Source organism: Sulfitobacter sp. M13 (assembly GCF_053474885.1).
On record NZ_CM130281.1, the window covers coordinates 2,477,335 to 2,499,863 of the forward strand.

Consider the following 22,529-nt stretch of genomic DNA (forward strand, 5'->3'; position numbering starts at 1 on the left):
CCGGCGATGACAGCGGTCTTGGGCTGGACGCAACAAGATCTTGCATCTATCCCCTTCCCAGATCTTGTTCACCCCGATGATCTTGAAGACACGCTTCAAGCGTTCGAGGCTGGCAAGAACAACCAGCCTGTTCTTCGTTTCGTCAACCGGTACCGCCACCGGAACGGCGGCTATCGCTGGCTGTCGTGGGTTTCAGTGCCTAACGATGGCAAAATCTATGCCACCGCACGAGACATCACTGAGGAAATGGCGCGGGAAGCCGAGCTGGAACTTCGCCGCGCCGAGCGCAGCAAGCTGTGGTCCGCGTCGCCTGATCTTCACCTTATCCTTTCCCTTGAAGGCCGCTATCTTGAGGCAAGTGACGCTTGGGAGAGACAGCTGGGATATGCGCCAGCCGCTCTAAAGGGTATGCTGTTTGACACGCTCATTGCCGAAGAGGACAAGGCATACGCGCACGACCTTTTCGCTGGGTTGTCGGAAACCGGGAAAGTCGATCATTCTGAAATCAGGATAGTAGACACGCAGGGCAATCGGCATTGGTACGGGTGGACCGCTGTTGTTAGTGGCGGGGTGATATTTGCAACAGGACGCAATGTCGACGAGCGTCGCAGGCAGGAAGAACAGCTTAGGCAGACCGAAGAGGCGCTGGCGCAATCCCGCAAGATCGAGACTTTGGGACAGCTTACCGGAGGCGTCGCGCACGATTTCAACAACTTACTTGCCGCCATCCAGTCTAGCCTGCACCTCTTGCAAAAACATGCGAGCAATGAGAGCGATCAAGCAAATGCCCTGCTGCAAAATGCGCTCGCAGGTGCGGATCGCGGGAAGCGGCTCGTTCAGCATATGCTTGCCTTCGCAAAGAAACAGGAACTTGCGCCTAAGGCTGTAGACCTACAAAGCATTCAAGACATGGACCAGCTTCTGCGCAGCTCTGTTGGACCCGGGATCGAGATATCGTACAACTTCGCACCTGATCTGCCTGCGGCTATGGTCGATATGGGTCAGCTGGAGATGGCGATACTGAACCTCGCAGTGAACGCACGAGATGCACTTGACGGCCAAGGCCAGCTATCAGTGAATGTCAAGAAGCTGGAAAACGACGCACCAGCGGATTTGCTTGACGGAGACTATTTGTCCATTTCGGTTATCGACGACGGACCGGGAATGGATGCCCAGACCCTATCGCAAGCCACCGAGCCTTTTTTCACGACAAAAGGCGTGGGCAAAGGTACGGGGCTTGGTTTGAGCATGGTTCACGGCCTTGCCAAACAGTCTGGCGGAGCATTTAGGCTTAAAAGCGCTCCGGGCCAAGGGACGACCGCGGAAATCGTGCTTCCGAGTTTGAGCAAAGAATCAATTATCGTGAACGAGCAAGAGCCATCGCACCAGTCTGCCCCCTCCCCTCTTGATAGGGATCTTCGGATACTTGTCGTCGACGATGACTGTCTTGTTCTGATGGGAACGGTCGCCATACTCGAGGATATGGGACATGATGTTTTGGATGCTACGAACGGTGATGATGCGCTCTCTATTCTTGCGGAAAATTCGGATATCGACCTTGTCATCACGGACCAAGGCATGCCCGGAATGACCGGCGTTCAGCTTTCAGAGAAGATTGCGGCGCACAAACCGGACCTACCCATTATCCTTTGCACTGGCTACGGCGAATTGCCGGAGGGGTCCTATCGTTACATGGCAGCACGCCTCGCAAAGCCGTTCGCGGACAGTCAGCTCGGCGACGTAGTTGCCAAGGCGCTCGCTTCCGGCTCACAGTTGAGCCAAGGTAATCGTGATGGGTGAATTGAGCGCTGCCTTCTGTGTGAAGCGTGATCCGTCAGGAGGCCACGTTGAAGGATAACCCTGCCCTTTTGGATAATTCAGGCGAGCACCTGGACCTTCTGCTTGCAACGTCTGAAATCGGAATTTGGGAGTTGGACGCCGTAACGGGCACGGCACTGCGAAATTTGCGACACGACCGGATATTTGGATATGACAGTCTGCTTCCTCATTGGAGCGCAGAGATCTTCCTTAAGCATGTTGTAGAAGAAGACCGGGAGCGGGTAAACGCCCTGTTGACCGCGTCCCTGAATGATCGGAAATCATGGTCCTTTGAGACGCGCATACAGCGCGCGGACGGCGTGGATCGCTGGATCAGCGCAAAGGGGATGCCAAAGTTTTCGGATAAAGGCGAGATCACCAAGCTTATTGGCCATGTCATCGATATTACCGAGACAAAGCAGAACGAGGATCGCCTCGGACTGCTATCAAACGAGCTTAACCACCGCGTTTCGAACACCTTTACAATCATGAACGCCATGATCCGTCAAACGTCAAAGAAGAATGATACTGTTGAGCAGTTCGCAAACACACTGGTAGAGCGTTTGGCGGCCCTTTCCCGTTCAAATAAAGTCCTGATCGCTAAAGAGGCCGAGCGCTCAAGCCTCTCCGAAATATTGAAAATGCAGATGGATGTGTTCGCCGACTGGCAAACCCGTATTTCTGTGACTGGCAACACAAGCGTCTGGTTCTCGGGTGAGGCATCCGAGGCCCTTGCTATGATCTTTCACGAGCTGCTGACAAATGCGTTGAAACACGGGGCGCTCTCGGTCGCGGCAGGCAAGGTTTCAGTATCCATCACCAGTGTCGGACGCGAGTGTCATATCAGATGGGCAGAGACTGATGGACCAACTGTTGCTGCTGAACGCAGCACTGGCATCGGCTCAACAATCCTGCAAAATTCCCTGCGGGATGAAGGCACTGTAAAGCTCGATTTCGCACCTCAAGGTTTGATATGTGACATCGTCATCAAAGACAGCTTTCAACGGGAAACGCCGGACAAACCTACGCCGGCAGCTACGAGGACGCGAGAGCAAGGCCTCGGGGGTGTCTCTTTCTCGGGCCAAAGGATATTGGTTATTGAAGATGATCCAATCATCGGTCTGGACATCGCAGATATCCTTGAGACTCGAGGCGCGACAGTGAGCGGGCCGTTCACGTCCGTGGCGAATGCGCTGGAAGCTATGCGTGAAATCCCAGACGCCGCACTACTTGATGTGAATCTCGGTCATGAGACGACCGATGCCATAGCGTTGCAGCTCTCTGAGCTGTCAGTCCCGTTTCTAATTCTAAGCGGTCAGGATAGGTCAGATTTGGGAAGTGCCTACAATGGAGCATCCATCATCAGCAAACCGTTTAGAGAACAAGACCTTGTGAACGAACTCTACCGGATTGTTTGTTAAGACTAAGCTTGCTGCAATGGATGTCGGTCCAAAGCGCCGTTCTTGACCTGTCGAAAAGCGGCATATCCATCCGGCAGTACAACCAAGACAATGCCCCTCGATGCATCGTATGCTCCGAGCTGGACCTGACCTGCCCCCGACGCCCCCTCATTTATGATGAGGGTTTGCGGGTTTGGTGAAGCTGCAAAGCAGTGCAATCTGACATCTGACACCGTGAAAGTCAGCTCGGAATCGCACGCGAATGATTTTATGACGGGCGCAGAGCGGTCCTTCGCTGCAGTAACAAGCGATGTCCGCTTCCTCATTTCCGAGCAGTCAAAAATTGTCGCGGGTTCCAACCGGCGCAGGACCAATCCGGTTCGAAACGCTAGACTTCCACATCCGGCAACCGACTATTTCCCAATCATCATTTAGTCTGTCTCGGAAGTACAAGGCGTTGCCCGCTTTTCGCCTGACATGCCTGAATCCTGATCAACGAAAGCCGTAGCGACGGTTCCGATGGCGACAGTGAGGCAGTTTTATTCGTATCGGAGTAAGGCAAAATGCAGCTCGAGCTGCTGCTCTCCCCAGCCATTATGTAATTATTAGTAATCTCTTTTGCGGCATATGTCGGGGTTAACTACGTATTTGGTACAAATTGTCATTACAAATATTGACACATATGTTGCGCGGGTATAGCTCATTGCCTAAGGCTTCGGGAGGAGCAGGCTAGAGATCTTCGAAAGTTCCGGACCCTGAGCGGTATCGCTGCGAAGGGAGGGAGAGATCTACAAAGCGCTATTTTTCCCGAAGTGCAAAACTCTACACCAGGGGAAGAAGTAATGAACGAATACAACCTGTCTGACGAAACCCGCGACAAATTACGCAAGGTGTCGACGGCCTCTGTGGCCACCGCGCTTTACAAGCGGGGATTGCGCAATCAGTTCGTACAGGGCGTCACGCCGGTAGAGCGCAAGGCAGTGACCATGGTGGGGCAGGCTTTTACGCTGCGCTACATCCCGGCGCGCGAGGATCGCAACCCAATCTCCGTATTCCGCAATCGTGACCACAAACAGCGTGTCGCCGTAGAGACTTGCCCCGAGGGGCATGTGCTGGTGATGGACGCGCGTAAGGATTGCCGCGCTGCAACAGCTGGTTCGATCCTTATTACACGGCTGCAGCACCGCGGTGTTGCAGGTGTGGTATCCGATGGCGGCGTGCGCGACGCGGCTGGCATTGGCGCGCTGGATATGCCCGCCTATTTTGCGCGGCCTTCCGCCCCTACGAACCTGACCCTGCACGAGGCGATCGATATCAATGTTCCGATCTCTTGCGGTGATGCAGCAGTCTTTCCTGGCGATGTGATGCTGGGTGATGGCGACGGTGTCATGGTTATCCCGGCGCATCTCGCAGATGAAATCGCGGGCGAATGCAGCGAAATGGAAGCTTATGAGGATTTTGTTCTCGAGCAGGTCAATGATGGCGCGGGGATCATCGGCCTCTACCCCGGCACCGACGACGATAGCATCGTGAAATTCAACGCATGGCGTAAAAAGGCAGGACGATAAATATGACATTCACACCACATGGCGACCATCTGATTGCTGGCAAGCGCGTGAGCGCTGAAGCCAAATTCTCCTCCGCACCGGCCAGCGGCGCGGCCTTCGAATACTCGGCCGGTTCGCCCGAGCTGGTCGCAGAGGCCTGTGCTGCCGCACATGCTGCCTTCCCTGAATTCGCAGCCACCTCACGCGAAGAGCGGGCCGTGCTGCTGGAAACCATCGCCGATGAGATCGACGCCCGTGGCGCTCAGATCACAGAGATCGGCACCGCTGAAACCGGCCTGCCCGATGCGCGGCTTGAGGGCGAGCGCGGCCGCACCACTGGTCAGCTGCGTTTGTTCGCAACTCATATTCGGGATGGTGCCTACCTCGACCGCCGCCACGACACCGCCCTGCCGGATCGCCAGCCGCTGCCGCGCCCTGATCTGCGGATGATGCAACGCCCCATCGGCCCGGTTGCCGTGTTTGGCGCTTCGAACTTCCCTCTCGCTTTCTCCACCGCTGGTGGCGACACCGCTGCGGCGCTGGCAGCGGGCTGTCCAGTCGTGGTCAAAGGCCATGGCGCGCACCCCGGTACCGGCGAAATTGTCGGCGATGCCATCGTTGCGGCGCTGGCCAAACTTGGCATGGACGGCGGCATCTTCAGCTTCGTGCAAGGCGGCAGTCGCGCGGTGGGTGAGACGCTTGTGACCGATCCTCGGATCAAGGCCGTTGGCTTTACCGGCAGCCTTGGCGGCGGGCGCGCGCTGTTTGACCTTTGCGCCAAACGCCCCGAGCCGATCCCGTTCTTTGGCGAGTTGGGCAGTGTCAATCCGATGTTCGTACTGCCGAAGGCTGCAGCCGCGCGGGGCGCCGACCTGGGCACCGGCTGGGCCGCGAGCCTGACCATGGGCGCGGGCCAATTCTGCACCAATCCCGGCATCGCGATCGTGGTAGACGGGCCAGAAGCGGATGCCTTCGTGAACGCTGCCAGCGAAGGTCTGAAAGCTGTGGCCGCCCAAACCATGCTGACCGATGGCATGGCCGATGCTTACCGTGACGGCGCGCGACGCGTGTCCGAAGGGGCTGGCGTGAAATCGCTGCTGACCAGTACCTGCGATGGCCGATCCGCTGCGCCCTATCTGTTCGATGTTTCGGCCGAAGATTGGATGACCAACGAAGAGCTGGCGGAAGAGGTGTTTGGCCCGCTGGGTCTGGTGATCCGGGTCAAGGACGCCGAGCAGATGCAGGCGGTGGCCGCCAATTTCAAGGGTCAGCTGACGACGACGCTGCAAATGGACGACGGTGACATCGATCTGGCGCGCACGCTTCTGCCTGTGCTTGAGCAGATGGCCGGACGGGTGCTTGCCAATGGCTTCCCCACCGGTGTCGAAGTGGCGGACACGATGGTCCATGGCGGACCTTATCCGGCCTCGACCAACTTTGGCGCGACATCTGTCGGCACCCTGTCGATTCGGCGGTTCCTGCGTCCTGTCTGTTACCAAAACTTGCCGGAGGCGCTGCTGCCTGCCGATCTTAGGGCAGATTGACAAAGTAGGCGCACAGACAGCCCGCCGTCCCTATGTCGGCGGGCTGATCCGAACTTTTGGGGAGTGACTTTACACCTTATGCGGAACGCGCCGTCTGAATAGAGGTTTACGACCATTTATGGGTGGATTTGGCGGGATGTGTATTTATTCCGAACAAATATTGCACATAAATAGGTGAATTAAGACGGTTTATCGGGCATATTTGTGTTGATTTGTAAAATATCACTGCATAATGTGACTGAAGCTTCAACGGCCACGCCCCCATGGGCAGACACCCGGTGAAGCAATAGGCCAAGGCGAAAGGGGAGGATCGCATCGACCGTATCGGAGGCACAGCTTTCGTGTTTCCGAGCGCAAGACAAAGACGGGACTGGTGCACGTCGTGCCTGCACCGCCACCAGAACCGGTAGCCATGCGATAGCCGATCTATCTGGCCCCATGGCGCAGCCCACCAACGACAATGCTGACCAACAGTCAGAATGCCGAGCCGGCAAAGCGCAGCTTTTCCGGACCAGTCGGCGCACGCATGACGCCAGACTCCGTCTGGCCCACGACATCTGTAGAGGAGGAACAGATCTATGTTTTACAAAAGCTTGAAAGCCACATTTGGTATTGCGCTTGGCGCAGCCGTTCTGGGTACAACCGTCGCGGCGGCGGAGTTCCCGGCCCGTGATATCCGTCTGATCGTGCCATGGCCTGCTGGGGGCGGCGCTGACGCGATCTCGCGCAAGATCAGCAACATCGCCGAGCAGGACTTGCCCAAATCCATCTATGTGGAAAACATCGCCGGCGCAGTCACCGCCACCGGGCTGATCCAGATGACCAACGCGCGCCCTGATGGACACACGGTCGGCGTGCTGACCTATGACAGCATCATCACCCTGCCCCGCGGCGAGATGGTGCCGGGCTATTCACTGGACAAGATGAAGCCGATCGCCCGCATCACCTCTGAGGCCGACGCCATTGTCGTCTCCAAGCATTCGGGCATCGAAAGCTACGAGGACCTGATCTCCCGCGCCAAGGAAAACCCTGGCCAAGTGCGGGTCGGCGTGGCCCCCAAGGGCTCTGGTCCGTATCTCTCGGCAATGCAGCTGGAAAAACTGCTCGACGTGGATTTCAACGTCATCACCTATGCGGGCTCGTCCAGCGCCGAAGCCGAAGCGCTGCTTTCGGGTGAGTTGGATGCGGCCATTTCGAGCCTTGGCGACTTCAGCGGCATCCTGGCCTCGGGCGATGCCAAGGGCGTGGTGGAGCTAACTTCGGTGCAGAACGCCACCTACACCGATGTGCCGACCTTGAAATCCAAAGGCCACGACCTGCAAACCGGCAGCTTCATCGTGCTCGCGGCTCCGGCCAACACCCCCGATGAGGCGGTCGAAACCTTGGAGGCCACCTTCAAGGCTGCCTACGACAGTCCCGAGTTCAAAGACTGGCTGGCGCAAATTGGGGTGACCGCCGATTGGTTGGGCTCGGATGAAGTTGTCGGTTGGATCGACGAATTGCAGACCAAGACGTTCACGCTGATGGACGAACTGAACCTGTAACCCTCATGCCCCCATGTCTCCGGCTCGATGGGTTGGAGACATGGCTTCGGCGCGGCCAGCGATACGACGTGACCGCTGGCCAACCGCTGTTTTACCTCATTCGAAGTCGAAGTCGAAGCCACCGGCACGCGGGGCAATGCACCCCACCGCACCGAAAGCCGGCTTGTGCGGGCGACCCCTCACACCCATCCTTGGAGAAGACGATGCTCATTAATAGGCAATTGGTATTTCTGTACGTCACTCTTGCAGTGTCCATTGGTTATCTGGTTACGGCCCTGAACATAGGCGCGCCGATTAGCGACGGCGGGCTGACACCTGCTTTCTTTCCGATTCTTGTGGGCGCAGCAGCGATTGTCTTTTGCAGCCTCCTGATCGTGCAGGCGCTGCGGGCCGAGCCAGAGACCGCACCAGCCGATCAGAAGCGCAGCTACACCCATGTCTGGGTGGTGGTGGCGATCTTCTTCTACATCGTGGCATTCAAGCCGTTGGGTTACTTCGTTTCATCCGGCCTTTTTGTCTTTGCGCTGATCCTGTTGTTTTCGCCCTTCGAGAAACTGGTCCTAAAGGCCATCATATCAGCGGCAATCGTCGGGGTCGCCTTTGTCATGTTCCAGCAATTGTTCGGGGTTCGCCTCCCGACCCTGTGGGGTTAAACCATGGACTTCATCTTCCTCGTTTTCAGCAGTTTTTCCCTGCTGGCCGACCCGGTCAACTTTACGTATGTGATCCTCGGCTTCGTGATCGGCACGATCTTTGCCGCCATTCCGGGCTTGACCGCGACACTGGCGATGGCGCTCTTGCTGCCCTTGACCTACACGCTCAGCGTTGAGACCGCGCTGATGGCCTGTGCCAGCATCTATATGGCCGGCATGTGTGGTGGGTCAATTACCGCCACTACGATCAACATTCCCGGCGCGCCGTCCTCCATGATGACCGCGCTTGACGGCTATCCCATGCAACAGCAGGGCAAAGGCGCGCTGGCGCTTGGCCATGCCGCATTGGGCTCGATGATCGGCGGCGCAATCGGGGCGCTATTGCTGATTGCGCTCGCCCCTTTCGTGGCCGAACTGTCGCTTTTGGTAAAAACCACGGGCAAGTTTTCGCTGCTGGCCTTTGCGATCATCGTCGTGGTGATCGCTCAGCGCGGGCGCATTCCGCAGGCAGGGCTTGCTGCTTGCACCGGTCTGATGCTCGCTACGGTTGGGCTTGACGCAATGGAGCCGATCACCCGCTTCACCTATGGCTATTCCAGCCTGACCGCCGGGATCGACTTGATGCCGGTGATCATCGGCACCTTTGCCATCGCCGAAGTGCTGACCCAAGCAGTCACGCGGGCCGATATCGGTGCCGCCGCCGCAGCCGCAGCGGACAAGGTCAAGATCCGCCGACGGGATTTCCTGCCCCCCTTGTCAGACATTCGCAAAATCGGCTTTGGTTGCTACGTCAAATCCAGTCTGATTGGCTATTTCGTCGGCACCCTGCCGGGCGCAGGTGGCTCGATGGGGTCGTTCCTCGCCTACACCGAAACCGTCCGCACCTCGAGCGAGCCCGAGACCTTTGGCAAGGGCAACCCCAAGGGCATTGCCGCGTCCGAAAGCGCCAACAATGCGGTCTGCGGCGGGGCCATGGTGCCGATGCTCACCTTCGGAATTCCCGGCGATCCGATCACCGCCATCATGCTCGGCGTTCTAGTGATCAACGGCATCCAGCCCGGGCCACAGCTGATGGCGGATCAGGCCGGGCTTATTGCCCCGATGCTGGCCGCGCTACTGTTCAGTGCCGTGGTGTTGATCCCACTGACGCTGTGGTTGATCGGGCCCTACTTCATCAAGATCGTCACGGTGCGCAAGGATGTGCTTTACGCCGTGATCGCGCTTCTGGCCGTGGTGGGCAGCTATGTTTCCACCTATTCGACCTTTCAGATGTTTATGGCACTGGCCATGGGGGTCTTGGCCTTCTACCTGCGCCGCAATGGCTTTCCAGTGATCACCATGTTGCTGGGCTATATTCTCGGGCCGAATCTGGAGGAGTTCCTGCGCCGCTCTCTAGCGCTGTCGAACGGCGATCCAACGACCTTCTTTACCAATCCCGATAGTCTATTTTTTGTCGTGCTCACGCTGGTTTTCTTCTACTTTTTGGTGATCCGAAAACCGACAAAGGCCCCAGCCGTCGGCACTGCAAAATAGCGACTCGGCCTTTGACCGTCCCTTTCGACAGGGGCGGTCAGTCATATTGCAGTCGCGCGCGCGCCACCCCTGTCTTTTACTCAAACGCGGGCTATAAAGAACGCACCGCACGTCCGGCATTAAGCAAGGAGATCACGTTGTCAGAAACAAGGCGGCCCTCACTGGCAGATCAAGTATATGATCAGCTCCTGACCAAGATCCTTGAAGAAGAGTATCCAGTACACAGTCGACTGCCGACCGAAGAGGTGCTGGCCGAAAACTTCGGTGTCTCGCGACCAGTGGTGCGCGGAGCGCTGTCGCGCCTGCGCGACGATGGCATCGTACAGTCGCGCCGGGGATCGGGAAGCTACGTACTGCGCCGTCCCGATCGCGAGTTGATCAGTTTTGTGCCACTTGAGTCGGTCTCGGATGTCCAACGTTGTTACGAGTTTCGCATCGAGGTCGAAGGGGCTGCGGCCGCTTGGGCGGCGCGGCGGCGCGATGACGAGGATATTGCGGCGATGGATGCGGCTTACCTGGAAATGGAGCAAACCTATCAGCAAAACGCCCCGGGCGTAGAGGCTGACCAGCGTCTTCATCTGGCAATCGCCCGCGCAGCCAAGAACCCGTTCTTTTCTTCAGTACTGGAATCCTTGAGCGAACAGATTGCTTATGGCGTCAAACTATCGCGTTCCCTGACCCTGCTTGATGCCCCGGTCAGGCAGGAGCTGGTGCTGGCAGAGCACCGTGCCATACTCGACGCGATCCGCCTACAACAGCCCGAAGTGGCGCAGGCTACGATGCGCCACCACATCACCGCTGCGAAAGACCGGATGTTCGTAGACCCGCAAGAGAATTAACGAGATAGGTATCGCCTGGTTTTCTACGGAAATGACACAGGACTTCTGCCAAGAAAGCATAAATTCAATAAGGAGCGTTGCAGAGATATTTTCACATCTGTTGGCATTTGGCGGTCTCAGGATCCGATCTAGGGAATACATTCGGGTAAAGGCTCGCATCTTGCCCATCGTGGCTAAGGTCAGCAACAAACCCGTTATGATCGATGCTACACTTTTCGCAAACCTCAGCGTCGCTGAGCAAAGTTAGCCTTCTGAGCAAGGAATAACCGCTTTTTACGCCCAGATGATAGCGCCCTAGAAAGCGCAGCTTATTCCAGAAAAGGTCATGTCGCTTGCGACTATCACAAACGTCGGCGCTGGCTTCTCTAATTGGGTGGGTTTCGTGAATGCAGCCGAAAGTGAGCCATATTGGTACTTAGCCCTCAGGTTTCCAATCAGGCTGGGTTGCAAATGAGACAACCTCTTTTCCGAGTTGATCCCAATGGGGTTTGTCGCGCTCGAATATGACAACCTCAACGTCCAATCCACTGGCATCGTCCATCGTGCCAAGCGTGAACGTCAGATGATCTTCTAATCTGGTATTCTTTCCATAAACTGGACTACCGCAATTCGAGCAAAAGGCCTTAGTAACCTCTGAATCCTTTCCGGATGAGTACTTGAATTCGCTCAGTTTTCCGCTCACGCTCACTGCCTCTGACTTGAACATGGCACCTACTGTATGACCTGTTCCGCTTAGGCGGCGACACTCTTCACAATGACATTGCGCAACGACGACTGGCCGCCCTTCAGCAATATATGTGACTTCGCCGCAAAGGCATTTCCCAAGGTATTTTATCATGGGTCGAATACTACAGAGCCAACCAAGTTGCGCAACCACGCAACCGCTCCACAAAGGACCGCTTGTTGAACGGATCACCGCAGTGCTGGGGCACAAGGCGAACGGCAGCTTTGGGCCGTTCGCGACATAATACCATCTCCCAGTGTAACAAAAATAGCGCCCGTTTCACCCGTTATAATTCAAGCGAAGGCCTGGTGTCTTCCAGCGCGCGCCATAAAGACATCCTGTTCCTAAAGCCGTAATCCATGCATCGCTCATATCCTCACCGCCAAATCAAATGTTTGTGGTATAAATGTTTGTGGTATAGGGGTCCCCCTCCACCTCGACGAATTCGACTTCGCCGCTTTCGGGGCACACTATGCTGATCCCGCCCCTATATTAGCCGGCTCCCGAACGCTGACGGCATCCACCATTAATTTATTGCGGACGACGACGCCAGGTAGACGATATTTTTTCCCTATTCTAATTTCTAAAATAGGGTAAACGCAGTTGCCGAATGAGAAGGTTTCAGACTTGTTCGTTAAGGACTGGTACTCAGGCTCTAAGTCATCGCCGAGCAGTCCAAGCATAAAGTAAATCAACCCACCGTCGGGCGACAGAGTACGATACGGAAAACCGACCGCTTAAAGTGATCCTTCTGCGTGCTTCACGGCATCAAAGTCCCCGCATGTAAAGGTAATTTCCAAGTTCGCGTTCGCGCCCCTCGCCACGAAGGGCGGGAAGCTGACCTTCGTGGCGCTCTGCATGGAGGCCCGCAGGGCGGGCGAAGGGGATCTTGAATGTATTAGCATGAACGGCAGCTTTTCACAGGTTGACTTCATTCCCATATTTGGGATATATCCCAAATATGGGAATTAAACACACATCAAACAACTCGAAGCTTGCCAGTCACCTGCGTAACTTGCGTGAAACACATGATATGACGCTGGCGGTTCTCGCAGAGCGCAGCGGCTTGAGCCGGGCAACACTGTCCCGGATAGAGAACGCCGATGTGAGCCCTACCGCCGAGACGCTTGGGCAGCTTGCAGCAGTCTATGCGATTCCCATTTCTCAACTCTTGTCACCACTCGAACATGGGTTTCAACCAGTTCTTAGGCGGGGCGAACAAAGCGTGTGGCGCGACCCAGGCCACGAGTTCGTGCGCCGCAGCGTGTCGCCCTCAAATGGCCAGCTCTCCGTTGAATTGATCGAGGGAGAGCTGGGTCCTGAACAACTGATCACCTATGCCGCTCCAGCGATCCCCGGTCAGGAGCATCACGTCTACGTCCTGTCCGGGCAGATGCAAATCACCGTTGAAGGCAATGCCCATGATCTGAGGCCGGGTGATTGCCTTAGATACATTCTGTTCGGTGAGACAATTTTCAGAACTTCAAACGCCTCGTGCAGATATGTGATTGCGCTTGCATGACACCTCTTTCCCCCCACATTTCCGACCTCAACGCCACCGACATCGCAAAACATGTGGACGATCTCTGCCGCGTGCTGGTGGACAGCGTCGCAGGCGGGGCCGCTATCAGCTTTATGACACCTGTTTCCAAAGCGGATGCCGAACGCTTCTGGTTGCAGGACGTAACCTCTGCTGTGGAAGGCGGAAGCAGGCGTTGTTTCGGTGCTTTTGTCGATCAACGTCTGGTGGGCACGGTCCAGTTAGTCCTCCGAATGCCTCCCAATCAACCTCACCGCGCTGAAATCTCGAAAATGATCGTTCATCCGGACGGTCGCCGCCTTGGTCTGGGCACGGCGCTCATGAACACGGCACTGAGGGTCGCCAAGAAAGCGGGAAAAACGCTTGTGACGCTGGATACGCGCACGGGTGACGTGGCCGAACCGCTCTATCGAGGTGTTGGTTTCAAAGAGGCCGGTGTCATTCCAGACTTCGCCTATGATCCGGACGGCGCGGCGAAGCATGCGACGACCTATATGTATAGGCACCTCTGATCCATGCAGGTGTCGGCCTTGATCTTTGGTGTCTTAGCGTTTCTGGGGGGCATGCTCGTAGCGGCTCAAGGGCCGATCTATGCGCGACTGGCTGAAGGGCTGAGCAGGAACTATCTTCTCGCCGTTTTCCTTGCCTTTGCAACCGCAGCGCTTGTGACAGGGATCATGGCTTTGGCTACCGGAAGTTTCCGTGGTCTAAGCGCTACGACACTGAGCGGTTTGCCGATTTGGGTCTGGCTTGGCGGTATGTTCGGCGCGGTCCATGTGGTTATCTCAATGCAAAGTATCCCTGCTCTCGGCGTCACGCTTTTTCTTGTAATCGTTGTGACGGGCAATCTCGCCGGTGCGGCTCTTTACGATCATTTTGGCGCTATGGGGTTGGCTGAGCGACCGTTTTCTTTGGTCAAGGCATTTGGGCTGGCGCTGGTGGTTTTAGGAGTTGGTTTGGTGGCGAGAGCCTGAACCCAAAAGCCGACGTTCATACATAACGCAGCATCGGTGAGTCTGGGCTCGGAACGGCCTTTAGCTGCGCATCACATGATTGTCGCCTACGCGGGGCTTTGCTGCCGTTCGCTGCGGAGGCACAGCTTCTGTAGCAGTTGAGAAGACCTCTTAGCGGAAGGGCGGTTAGCTGGCTTTCGCTGCATTGTGAACAAAGGTCTGCATAGAGAAATTATGGTCGTTCGCTGCAAGCGCGCCGACGTTCGGAAGGCCGCCGCGCGGGCCAGACGATCTTTTACAGCGTCAAAGGGCATAAGGCCGCCTCAGCACTGACAAGCCTGCACGCGCTTTACAGCGCCCACGAGAGTTAAAGCAACGCGCCCAGGCTGGCTGGACGCGCTATTTCCCGGCCTTTTCGTCCGCATAGGATTTCACGAACTCACCGATCTTCTCATCTGTCAGATCAATGCCTCGGGCGTTCCCTTCTTGCAGCGCCGTATGGCCATCCCAGCCCTTGTCTGCTGCCAGAGCCATCAGCGTCATCGCTCCGGCCCGCTTGCCAGAGGCGCAGTGCAGGAAGACCGGTTGGGGGAGATCATTCAAGGACCGCCGAAATTCATCGACAGTCGCCGCGTCGAGACTGTCAGCGGTGACCGGGTGGTGCAGATAGTTCAGTCCCAGCTTTTCAGCCTGCTGCCGCTCCTCCTCTGGCGTGAGCCCTTCTTTCTCCCCTTCCGCGCGGAAGTTCACTACTGTCTTGGCACCAGCCGAAGCCGCTTGTTCTAGCGTTCCCGCATCGGGGGTGAACAGCGCCACGGTATGTGTCGGGTCGATCGTTGCGATCTTCTGTTTCTGGTCTTTGGTATCGGTCATCCTTATTTCTCCTTTTTGGTGGGATAGCCGGCGGCAGTCCAAGCCTTCCAGCTTCCCGGTACGTTGCAAACGTTGGTAAACCCGTTGGCGGCGAGCAGGCTCGAAGCGATGCTGGCGCGAAAACCACTTGCACAATAGGTGGCGTAGGGTGCGGATTTGTCGAGGTTTTTCATTTTTTCACGCAGCTCGCCGAGAAAGGCGTGGGTCGCACCGGGGATATGCCCGCCGTACCATTCATCGGGCTTGCGCACGTCAAGCGGGGTGATGTCATCCGCGTCTTTCAGGTCATGCACCGAGATCTGCGGGATTTGAGCCAGCTCGCGCCCAGCCTCACGCCAAGCACCAATACCGCCCGCCAGATAGCCGCCAAAATCGGTAAACTCGGTGCGCCAGAGCAGGCGCAATACGTCGTCCACCTCTCCGTCACCCTCTGTCACCAGATAGATCGGGCGTTCGGGGTCCAAGAGCCACCCGGCCCAGACCGACAGTTCAGGCTGGGCCCCTATGTTGAGGCTGCCGCTGACGTAGCCCCCGCCAAAGGCCATCATGTCCCGCACGTCCAGCAGTTGCGCGCCATCGTCGGCGACCTTGGCAAAGGAGTCGACCGTCATTGGCGGGATGCGGGGCAAGTTGCGCTGTACCTCTGGCCCCTGTGAATTCACCTTCTTCATACGCGGATAATGCGTCGGCACCGGTGGCGCGTCGTTCAGCATTGTCTCCTTGAACTCATCCAGTTCCTGGATCTGCGCATAGCTGTTGAACCGCCGTTCATAGCCGATGGTCGAAGACATCCGATCCCCAATGTCGGGCCCACAGGCCGAGCCCGCGCCATGGCAGGGATAGATAATCACATCATCCGGCAGCGCCATGAAGACATCGCGCACCGTATGGAAAAGCTTCTCGGTCAGCTCCTCGGTTTCGTCATCGCCCAAAAGGTCTGGGCGGCCCACACTATCAACGAAGAACGCATCGCCTGACAGCACACCCCAAGGCGTGTTCTTGTCGCCGTCATAAAGCATGTAAGACATATGTTCAGGCGTATGGCCGGGGGTGAACCGCGCCTTCATCCGCATGCCGCCAAAGGTGAATTCATCCCCATCACGCACCGCTTCATGGTCAAAACCATATTTCACGCCGCCCTCAGTGCTGACATACAACTTGGCGTGTCCGCCCAAACGGTCCACCAGTTCGCGCGCGCCGCTAAGGAAATCGGCATGGATATGGGTCTCAAATACATGGGTGATCGCCATGCCAAAACGCCGGGCGGTCTCGATGTAGATGTCTACATCGGGGCGCGGGTCGATCACGGCGCAGACATGGGCGGCGTCATCGCCAAGCAGGTAAGAACACTCGGCCACGCCATCGGCGAGTATCTGTTCAAAGCGTAGGGTCATACCGTCCTCCTTTGCGAGAGCAACAGGGGAACGATAGGAGAAGTTCCAATCGTCTAAGAGACGACCTGCCGGATTGAGCGAGGATAAGTCCATGGGGGCTTGCTAAAAAAAGTTAGTACGTACGGCTGCGAAACCCGTCGAGTGCCGCCCGTATTGATTACGGACTTTGATGAATTGTTGGTAATAAGAGCCTTCATGTCCTTCGCAGCACATGAGATGAAAATGCCATTGGCCGGGATAAAGACACAGGCCCAGATCGCCTTAATCGCGCCAGACGAAGCGACCCGAAAGACCGCTCTAGCTCATATTCAGAAGAAATCGGACGGACCGACAGGATGGTGCGGCAAAGTCCGCTATCTGGTCGATCAGCCGCCAGAAATGCTGCGCGATACACGAACGACCGGTCTGAGGAAGCCGCGCTGCGGCATTGGAAGGCTGGGTCAATGCCAGGTTAGGGCGATTCTTGACGACAGCCCACTGTGTCAGATTTCAATGGCTTCCACGATGGCGAGTGCATCTTCGAGTTCGATACCCAAGTATCTGACAGTGCTGTCCATCTTGGTATCCCCCAACAAAAGCTGAACTTCGCGCAGGTTGCCTGTTTTCTTGTAGATCTGGGTCACCTTGATCCGACGCATCGAATGCGTGCCGTAGGCGCTGGCATCAAGAGCGATTGACGTCGCCCAATCCCGGACGATCCGAGATTACTGCCGGGTGGAGATATGTAGGCGCTCATGGAACCGTCCGGGCCAGAAGTATTCGGATCCGATCATTAGGGGCTCGTTCATCCATTTCGCCAGAGTGTCACGCGTGCCTTCCGAAATCTCGAACCTGACAAGCTTCTGCGTCTTACTTTGCAGAACAGACGCACGTGCCTTGATCTGGCCGGACGCCATGACATTGACAACCTTCATTCTGACCAGGTCGCAGCCACGCAGCTTGCTGTCGATATCCAGATTGAAAAGCGCCTGATCGCGGTGGTTTTCAGCAAGCTCAATCCGGACGCGGATTGCCCAGACGGGTTGGGGTTTCAGTGGGCGCTTCTGCCCTACGATCCGCGCCTTATTCCAAGCGTGACGAAGCGCGCGAATGGCAGGTAAGTTTGGCGTTTGCATGACTGATCCTCCAATCCGCCACGCCCCGACCACAACGACAACCCGACGTTGACTAAGATAGTATATCACAGGATGCTGCAACGTATCTTAGGTCAGGTTTGAGCCCATATTAACCGCGTTCCGCGCCGCAGGACTTAAAGTGACAGCACGTATCACATTCAACCGATGGCTTCGAAAGGCTCATGCATTCTGATCGTGCGCGGGCGCAAAATAGATATGATTGATCCGCTTCTTTATTTGCCTAATTGATCATCTCTCTCAATCAATAAACTGGCGGGGCCACGACCCAGATTGCGATAGCTGGCACATCGCCTAGGTTTTCCCATGCATAGTCCTTGTTCTCGAACTGGAAACTGTCGCCTAAGGCCAGACTGAACCGCACGTCGTCAACGATAAGATCAAGTTCACCCGAGAGAAGGACGCCGCCGTGCTCGGTTGGACGTAAAGGCTTTATTGTTCCAGAACGCGCCTGCGGTGCGAAGGTCGATTTTATCATCTCAAAGGACCCACTCAAGGTGGGCGACAGCAGTTCCTCTACCAGTCCGCTTTCGGGTGTTCCCAGAGGACATCGGTCTTGGGTGCGCACGACAAGCCCTCTTTCTTGATCATCCTGTCCAGACGATCGAAAGAAGAACGAGATATTGATGTCGAACAACGCCGCGATCTGTCGAAGATCATTGATCGCGGGTTGCGCCTGCCCGCGTTCGATTAGGCTAAGCCACCCCGGGGAACGACCGATTGCATCAGCCAAGTTTTGCAGGGTCATGCGGCGCAACCGGCGCATGGCGCGGATGTCCGAGCCCACGTAACTGTCCAACGGCGTCTCCTTGCGTTGCATTGCCAGCCAAACATATCGATGACGAAAGAATTTGAAACAAATATCGCACCTACTAAAAATATATGTTGATTTTTTAGTGCGGCGGCTTCTGATATAACGAAGCATCGATTTGAAGAGGCTCCATCATGACCGTCCTTCCGTCGTCAGCGCGTGTCGTCATTATTGGCGGCGGTATCTCTGGCTGCTCTGTCGCGTATCATCTGGCTAAACTGGGTTGGACAGACGTCATCCTGTTGGAGCGCAAGAAACTCACCAGCGGAACCACATGGCATGCGGCAGGCCTTGTTGGACAGTTGCGCGCCAGCCAGAACATGACGCGCTTGGCGAAATACTCCGCCGATCTTTACCGCACGCTGGAGGTAGAAACCGGGTTGGCTACAGGCCTGCGTCAATGTGGGTCGATCACAGTGGCGCTGACTGCCGAACGGCAAGAGGAGTTGCGCCGTCAGGCCGCGATGGCGCGTGTCTTCGGTGTCGAGGTGAACGAACTCTCCCCGTCGGACATCCTGTCGCTCTATCCGCATCTGAACATGAATGATGTTGTCTCTGGCGTACACCTCCCGGGCGACGGGCAGGCTGATCCAGGAAATATCGCGTTGGCCTTGGCCAAGGGTGCGCGGATGCTGGGCGCTCAGATCGTCGAGGGCGTGATCGTAAATGAGGTTACTCAGGCTGATGGCCGTGTCACCGGCGTGACCTGGCAGCAAGGCGAAGAGACCGGCACGATCGCAACCGAGCATGTGGTGAACTGCGGCGGTATGTGGGGCCGTGATCTGGCCGCACGCAACGGTGTCACCCTGCCGCTTCATGCCTGCGAACATTTCTACATCGTGACAGAGAGCATCCCGGGGCTTGCCCAATTGCCGGTCCTACGCGTGCCGGATGAATGTGCCTACTACAAGGAAGATGCGGGCAAGATCCTGCTGGGTGCGTTCGAACCAAAGGCTAAGCCTTGGGGCATGGATGGCATTCCAACGGACTTCTGCTTTGACCAACTGCCCGAGGATTTTGACCATTTCCAGCCGATTTTGGAAGCGGCCGTCAACCGAATGCCAATCCTCGCAGAAGCGGGCATCCACACCTTTTTTAATGGCCCTGAAAGTTTTACCCCCGATGACCGCTACTATTTGGGCGAAGCACCAGAGGTGACGGGCTATTGGGTGGCGGCGGGCTACAACTCTATCGGGATCGTGTCGTCTGGTGGCGCCGGTATGGCGCTGGCGCAATGGATGAACGATGGCGAGCCCCCTTTCGATTTATGGGAAGTCGATATCCGGCGTGCGCAGCCATTCCAAAAGAACCGCCGCTATCTGCAAGAGCGCGTGACCGAAACACTGGGTCTGCTTTATGCCGATCACTTTCCCTATCGGCAAATGGCAACGTCGCGGGGCATTCGCCGTTCGCCGTTGCACGAGCATCTAAAGGCGCGCGGTGCTGTCTTTGGTGAAGTCGCCGGCTGGGAGCGCGCCAACTGGTTTGCCAATGAAGGCCAGACAGCCGAATATGAATATACTTGGGACCGACCGAACTGGTTCCAGAATTCCCGCGCCGAGCACATGGCTTTGCGCGAAACCGTGGGGCTACTCGACATGACCTCGTTCGGGAAGATCAGGGTCGAGGGACGCGATGCACTGATCTTTTTACAGCGGATGTGCGCCAACCAGTTGGACGTGTCCATTGGCAGGATCGTCTATACGCAGATGCTCAATGAACGTGGCGGGATCGAATGCGATCTAACCGTCACGCGGTTGTCGGAAACCGCTTTCTTTTTGGTGGTGCCAGGGGCGACCCTGCAACGCGATCTGGCATGGTTGCGGCGGCATCTAGGCGATGAATTCGTCGTCATCACCGACGTGACCGCAGCCGAGGCTGTCCTGCCTTTGATGGGTCCGAATGCGCGAGCCCTATTGTGCGCGATCTCGCCCGCAGATCTATCAAACGATGTGCATCCCTTCGGCACTGCGCGCGAGATCGAGGTCGGCATGACCTTAGCCCGCGCCCACCGGGTGACTTACGTGGGGGAGCTGGGCTGGGAGCTATATGTCCCAACTGATCAGGCCGCGCATGTGTTCGAGGCGCTTGTCACAGCCGGTGCGGAATACGGGCTGAAACTCTGCGGGTTGCACGCCATGGACAGTTGCCGGATCGAAAAGGGCTATCGCCACTTCGGCCACGACATTACCGACGAAGATCACGTGCTAGAGGCGGGTCTTGGCTTTGCAGTGAAGACCGACAAAGGTGCCTTCATCGGACGCGAGGCCGTTTTGCGTAAACGTGACAACGGCCTTACGCGCCGGATGCTTCAGTTCCGCCTGACCGATCCCGAACCGCTGCTTTTCCACAACGAGCCGATTTTGCGCGACGGCGTGATTGTGGGCTACCTTACCTCAGGCAACTACGGTCATGCGCTCTGCGGTGCCGTGGGCCTTGGCTATGTGCCCTGCCGCCACGCAGGCGAGACCGTGAAAGAGATGCTGACCTCGACTTATCAGATCGACGTGGCCGGCCGTATTGTCGGTGCTGAGGCGTCGCTTAGCCCGCTCTATGACCCGAAATCGCAACGCATTCGCGTGTAGAAAGTGCCGGCGTAGTTGCGCTGGGCTTGTCTTTGTCTACCTACAGCTGGACGAAGACCGTGGTTAAATATTGTCGCAAGGAAGGTCCGAAATGTCTAAGGTTTGTGGCTGCTGTCAGCGCGAGCTGCAGCGGCGACAAATCCGACAAGGAGGAAAGCGCGGGCTGTTTTGGTGCTATGGGGATTGTGGCTTACTGCTGCGTTGTTCGATGCATTGAGCAAGGGTTTTGATGGTCTTGATAAGCACACAGTAGTTGGTTTTCACAATCTGACTTTGCCATCTGTGCTCTCCTGTCGCCCCCATTGATCTGCTTTGGATCCAACTGTGGGAAGCTGGCCGCAGTGATTGGTTCGGCGCATTGACATAAGAGCGGCGAGTATAAGCAGTTCGTCATGCGGCGTCCTCCCGTGGCGGTGCTCGGGATTTTGGAGCTTGGCCGCGTTTGAATGTTTCGATCACGATCATTGCACCGCCGCATTTAGGGCATGCTTGGTTCTGCTCGTTGGGTTCGGCACATTGTTCGTCATCCGTTTTAAGATCAGCCTCCGGGTCCACATCAAGCAACCTCCTGATCATCTCGATCCTGTTGCGACGAATGCCGTTCGCAAGGAAGCCTGTGTGGCGGATACGATGGAAGCCGGAGGGCAAGACATGGATCAGGAACCGCCGGATGAACTCAGACGTGGAAAGCCGCATGACCTTCATTCGATCGCCGGATTTGATGCGGTAGTCTTTCCACCGGAAGGCTGCGGTCTTGGCATCGGCGCTAATCAGGCGATGGTTCGAGATCGCGACCCGATGCGTGTAGCGGCTTAGGTAGGCCAACACGGCTTCCGGCCCGCCGAAGGGTTGTTTGGCGTAAACGACCCAGTTGATTTTGCGCAGTGGTGCAAGGTGTGATGCGAAGACCTTGGGATCGACCAGATTGGATAGATTGCCAAAGAATTTCAGCTTGCCCGCCTTGTGCAGCTTGGCCAATCCTTCGAAGAACAGGCGGCGGAATAACCGTGACAGGACTTTCACCGACACGAAGAACCCTTTGCGACAGGGGATCCAACGCTGAACGTCGGATGACAAGCCGCCGCCCGGCACAACAACATGGACATGGGGGTGGTGCGTCATTGCCGAGCCCGTCGCGCCAGAGGCGCGCCTCAGATGTATTGCAAACGCGCCTCTGGCGCGATGTATGCAGCACCGATGTCATGCCGATCTTTGCACCAAGATGTTTGGGGTCGGCTGCAATAGTCTGCAACGTCTGGGCCGACGCCTTAAACAGAAGACCATAGACCGCCTCTTTGTTTTGATAAACGATGTCAGCGATTTCCGACGATAAAGTGAAGACCACGTGGAAGTATTCGACTGGCAAGAGGTCTTCCATCCGCGCCTCCATCCAGTCCTGCGCCGCCGCGCCTTGACACTTCGGACAGTGCCGATTGCGGCATGAGTTATAGGCGATGTGCTGATGATCACACTTGGTGCAAGCCGCAACGTGACCGCCGAGGGCGGCAGTCCGACAGTTCTCGACTGCGGACATCACCTTCAGCTGTGGCAGGTTTAGATGCCCAGCATGTTCCCCGCGATAAGCTGGCCCATGGGCGCGAAAGATGTCCGCGACCTCCAGTTTTGAGCGTCCCATCT

The 22,529-nt window shown here is 56.7% G+C and carries 16 protein-coding genes and 2 pseudogenes; 12 read left to right on the top strand and 6 right to left on the bottom strand.

The annotated features are described in order from the left end of the window. Nucleotides 1-6: 6 nt before the first annotated feature. The 8 genes from ACVBAU_RS11945 (at nt 7) to ACVBAU_RS11980 (ending at nt 10,878) form a co-directional block, all read left to right on the top strand. Nucleotides 7-1,800, top strand: a complete 1,794-nt coding sequence (locus ACVBAU_RS11945) for a response regulator (protein ID WP_448326556.1) — start codon at nt 7-9, stop codon at nt 1,798-1,800. Nucleotides 1,801-1,847: 47 nt separating this feature from the next. Further along, on the top strand, nt 1,848-3,239 hold the full coding sequence (locus ACVBAU_RS11950) for an HWE histidine kinase domain-containing protein (protein ID WP_448326558.1): 1,392 nt from the start codon (nt 1,848-1,850) through the stop codon (nt 3,237-3,239). A gap of 821 nt (nt 3,240-4,060) precedes the next feature. Next, nucleotides 4,061-4,786 carry a ribonuclease activity regulator RraA gene (locus ACVBAU_RS11955; RefSeq protein ID WP_448326559.1) on the top strand — a complete coding sequence of 242 codons (726 nt, stop codon included), beginning with the start codon at nt 4,061-4,063 and terminating at the stop codon, nt 4,784-4,786. Nucleotides 4,787-4,788: 2 nt separating this feature from the next. Then, nucleotides 4,789-6,309 carry an aldehyde dehydrogenase (NADP(+)) gene (locus ACVBAU_RS11960; RefSeq protein ID WP_448326561.1) on the top strand — a complete coding sequence of 507 codons (1,521 nt, stop codon included), beginning with the start codon at nt 4,789-4,791 and terminating at the stop codon, nt 6,307-6,309. A gap of 578 nt (nt 6,310-6,887) precedes the next feature. Further along, on the top strand, nt 6,888-7,853 hold the full coding sequence (locus tag ACVBAU_RS11965; protein WP_138923119.1) for a Bug family tripartite tricarboxylate transporter substrate binding protein: 966 nt from the start codon (nt 6,888-6,890) through the stop codon (nt 7,851-7,853). A 191-nt stretch (nt 7,854-8,044) separates the two neighbouring features. Further along, nucleotides 8,045-8,506, top strand: a complete 462-nt coding sequence (locus ACVBAU_RS11970; protein WP_254700520.1) for a tripartite tricarboxylate transporter TctB family protein — start codon at nt 8,045-8,047, stop codon at nt 8,504-8,506. A gap of 3 nt (nt 8,507-8,509) precedes the next feature. Next, a complete protein-coding gene (locus ACVBAU_RS11975; protein WP_448326563.1) occupies nt 8,510-10,039 on the top strand; it encodes a tripartite tricarboxylate transporter permease in 1,530 nt (509 codons plus the stop codon). Between the two features lie 137 nt (nt 10,040-10,176). After that, entirely contained in the window at nt 10,177-10,878 is a 702-nt protein-coding gene (locus ACVBAU_RS11980; protein WP_335744161.1) for a FadR/GntR family transcriptional regulator, read from the top strand. A gap of 415 nt (nt 10,879-11,293) precedes the next feature. Here the strand turns inward: ACVBAU_RS11980 and ACVBAU_RS11985 are convergent, their stop codons facing one another. After that, a complete protein-coding gene (locus tag ACVBAU_RS11985) occupies nt 11,294-11,716 on the bottom strand; it encodes a GFA family protein (RefSeq protein ID WP_335744162.1) in 423 nt (140 codons plus the stop codon). Nucleotides 11,717-12,563: 847 nt separating this feature from the next. Here ACVBAU_RS11985 and ACVBAU_RS11990 point away from each other — a divergent pair. The 3 genes from ACVBAU_RS11990 to ACVBAU_RS12000 are packed head-to-tail and all read left to right on the top strand — an operon-like array spanning nt 12,564 to nt 14,116. Beyond that, entirely contained in the window at nt 12,564-13,124 is a 561-nt protein-coding gene (locus ACVBAU_RS11990) for a helix-turn-helix domain-containing protein (protein WP_448326565.1), read from the top strand. Next, nucleotides 13,121-13,654 (top strand): GNAT family N-acetyltransferase, encoded by a 534-nt coding sequence (locus ACVBAU_RS11995; RefSeq protein WP_448326567.1) that lies wholly within the window; start codon nt 13,121-13,123, stop codon nt 13,652-13,654. The genes ACVBAU_RS11990 and ACVBAU_RS11995 overlap by 4 nt, the downstream gene beginning before the upstream one ends. Nucleotides 13,655-13,672: 18 nt before the next feature. After that, nucleotides 13,673-14,116 (top strand): DMT family transporter, encoded by a 444-nt coding sequence (locus ACVBAU_RS12000; protein ID WP_448326569.1) that lies wholly within the window; start codon nt 13,673-13,675, stop codon nt 14,114-14,116. Nucleotides 14,117-14,494: 378 nt separating this feature from the next. On the opposite strand, the gene ACVBAU_RS12005 is transcribed toward ACVBAU_RS12000, so the two are convergent. From ACVBAU_RS12005 to ACVBAU_RS12020, 4 genes and pseudogenes are all read right to left on the bottom strand, one after another. Continuing rightward, on the bottom strand, nt 14,495-14,968 hold the full coding sequence (locus tag ACVBAU_RS12005) for a beta-lactamase hydrolase domain-containing protein (RefSeq protein ID WP_448326571.1): 474 nt from the start codon (nt 14,966-14,968) through the stop codon (nt 14,495-14,497). Between the two features lie 2 nt (nt 14,969-14,970). Continuing rightward, entirely contained in the window at nt 14,971-16,362 is a 1,392-nt protein-coding gene (locus tag ACVBAU_RS12010; protein ID WP_448326573.1) for a rhodanese-like domain-containing protein, read from the bottom strand. A 482-nt stretch (nt 16,363-16,844) separates the two neighbouring features. Continuing rightward, nucleotides 16,845-17,477 (bottom strand): annotated as a pseudogene (locus tag ACVBAU_RS12015) (tyrosine-type recombinase/integrase). A 262-nt stretch (nt 17,478-17,739) separates the two neighbouring features. Further along, the gene (locus ACVBAU_RS12020; RefSeq protein WP_448326575.1) at nt 17,740-18,294 is read right to left on the bottom strand and encodes a helix-turn-helix domain-containing protein; all 555 of its coding nucleotides are present in this window, start codon (nt 18,292-18,294) and stop codon (nt 17,740-17,742) included. Between the two features lie 146 nt (nt 18,295-18,440). Here ACVBAU_RS12020 and ACVBAU_RS12025 point away from each other — a divergent pair, with 146 nt between their 5' ends. Then, complete coding sequence (locus tag ACVBAU_RS12025; RefSeq protein ID WP_448326577.1) at nt 18,441-20,891, top strand: GcvT family protein; 2,451 nt, start codon at nt 18,441-18,443, stop codon at nt 20,889-20,891. A gap of 390 nt (nt 20,892-21,281) precedes the next feature. Here ACVBAU_RS12025 and ACVBAU_RS12030 read toward each other — a convergent pair. After that, nucleotides 21,282-22,527 (bottom strand): annotated as a pseudogene (locus tag ACVBAU_RS12030) (IS91 family transposase). Nucleotides 22,528-22,529 lie beyond the last annotated feature (2 nt).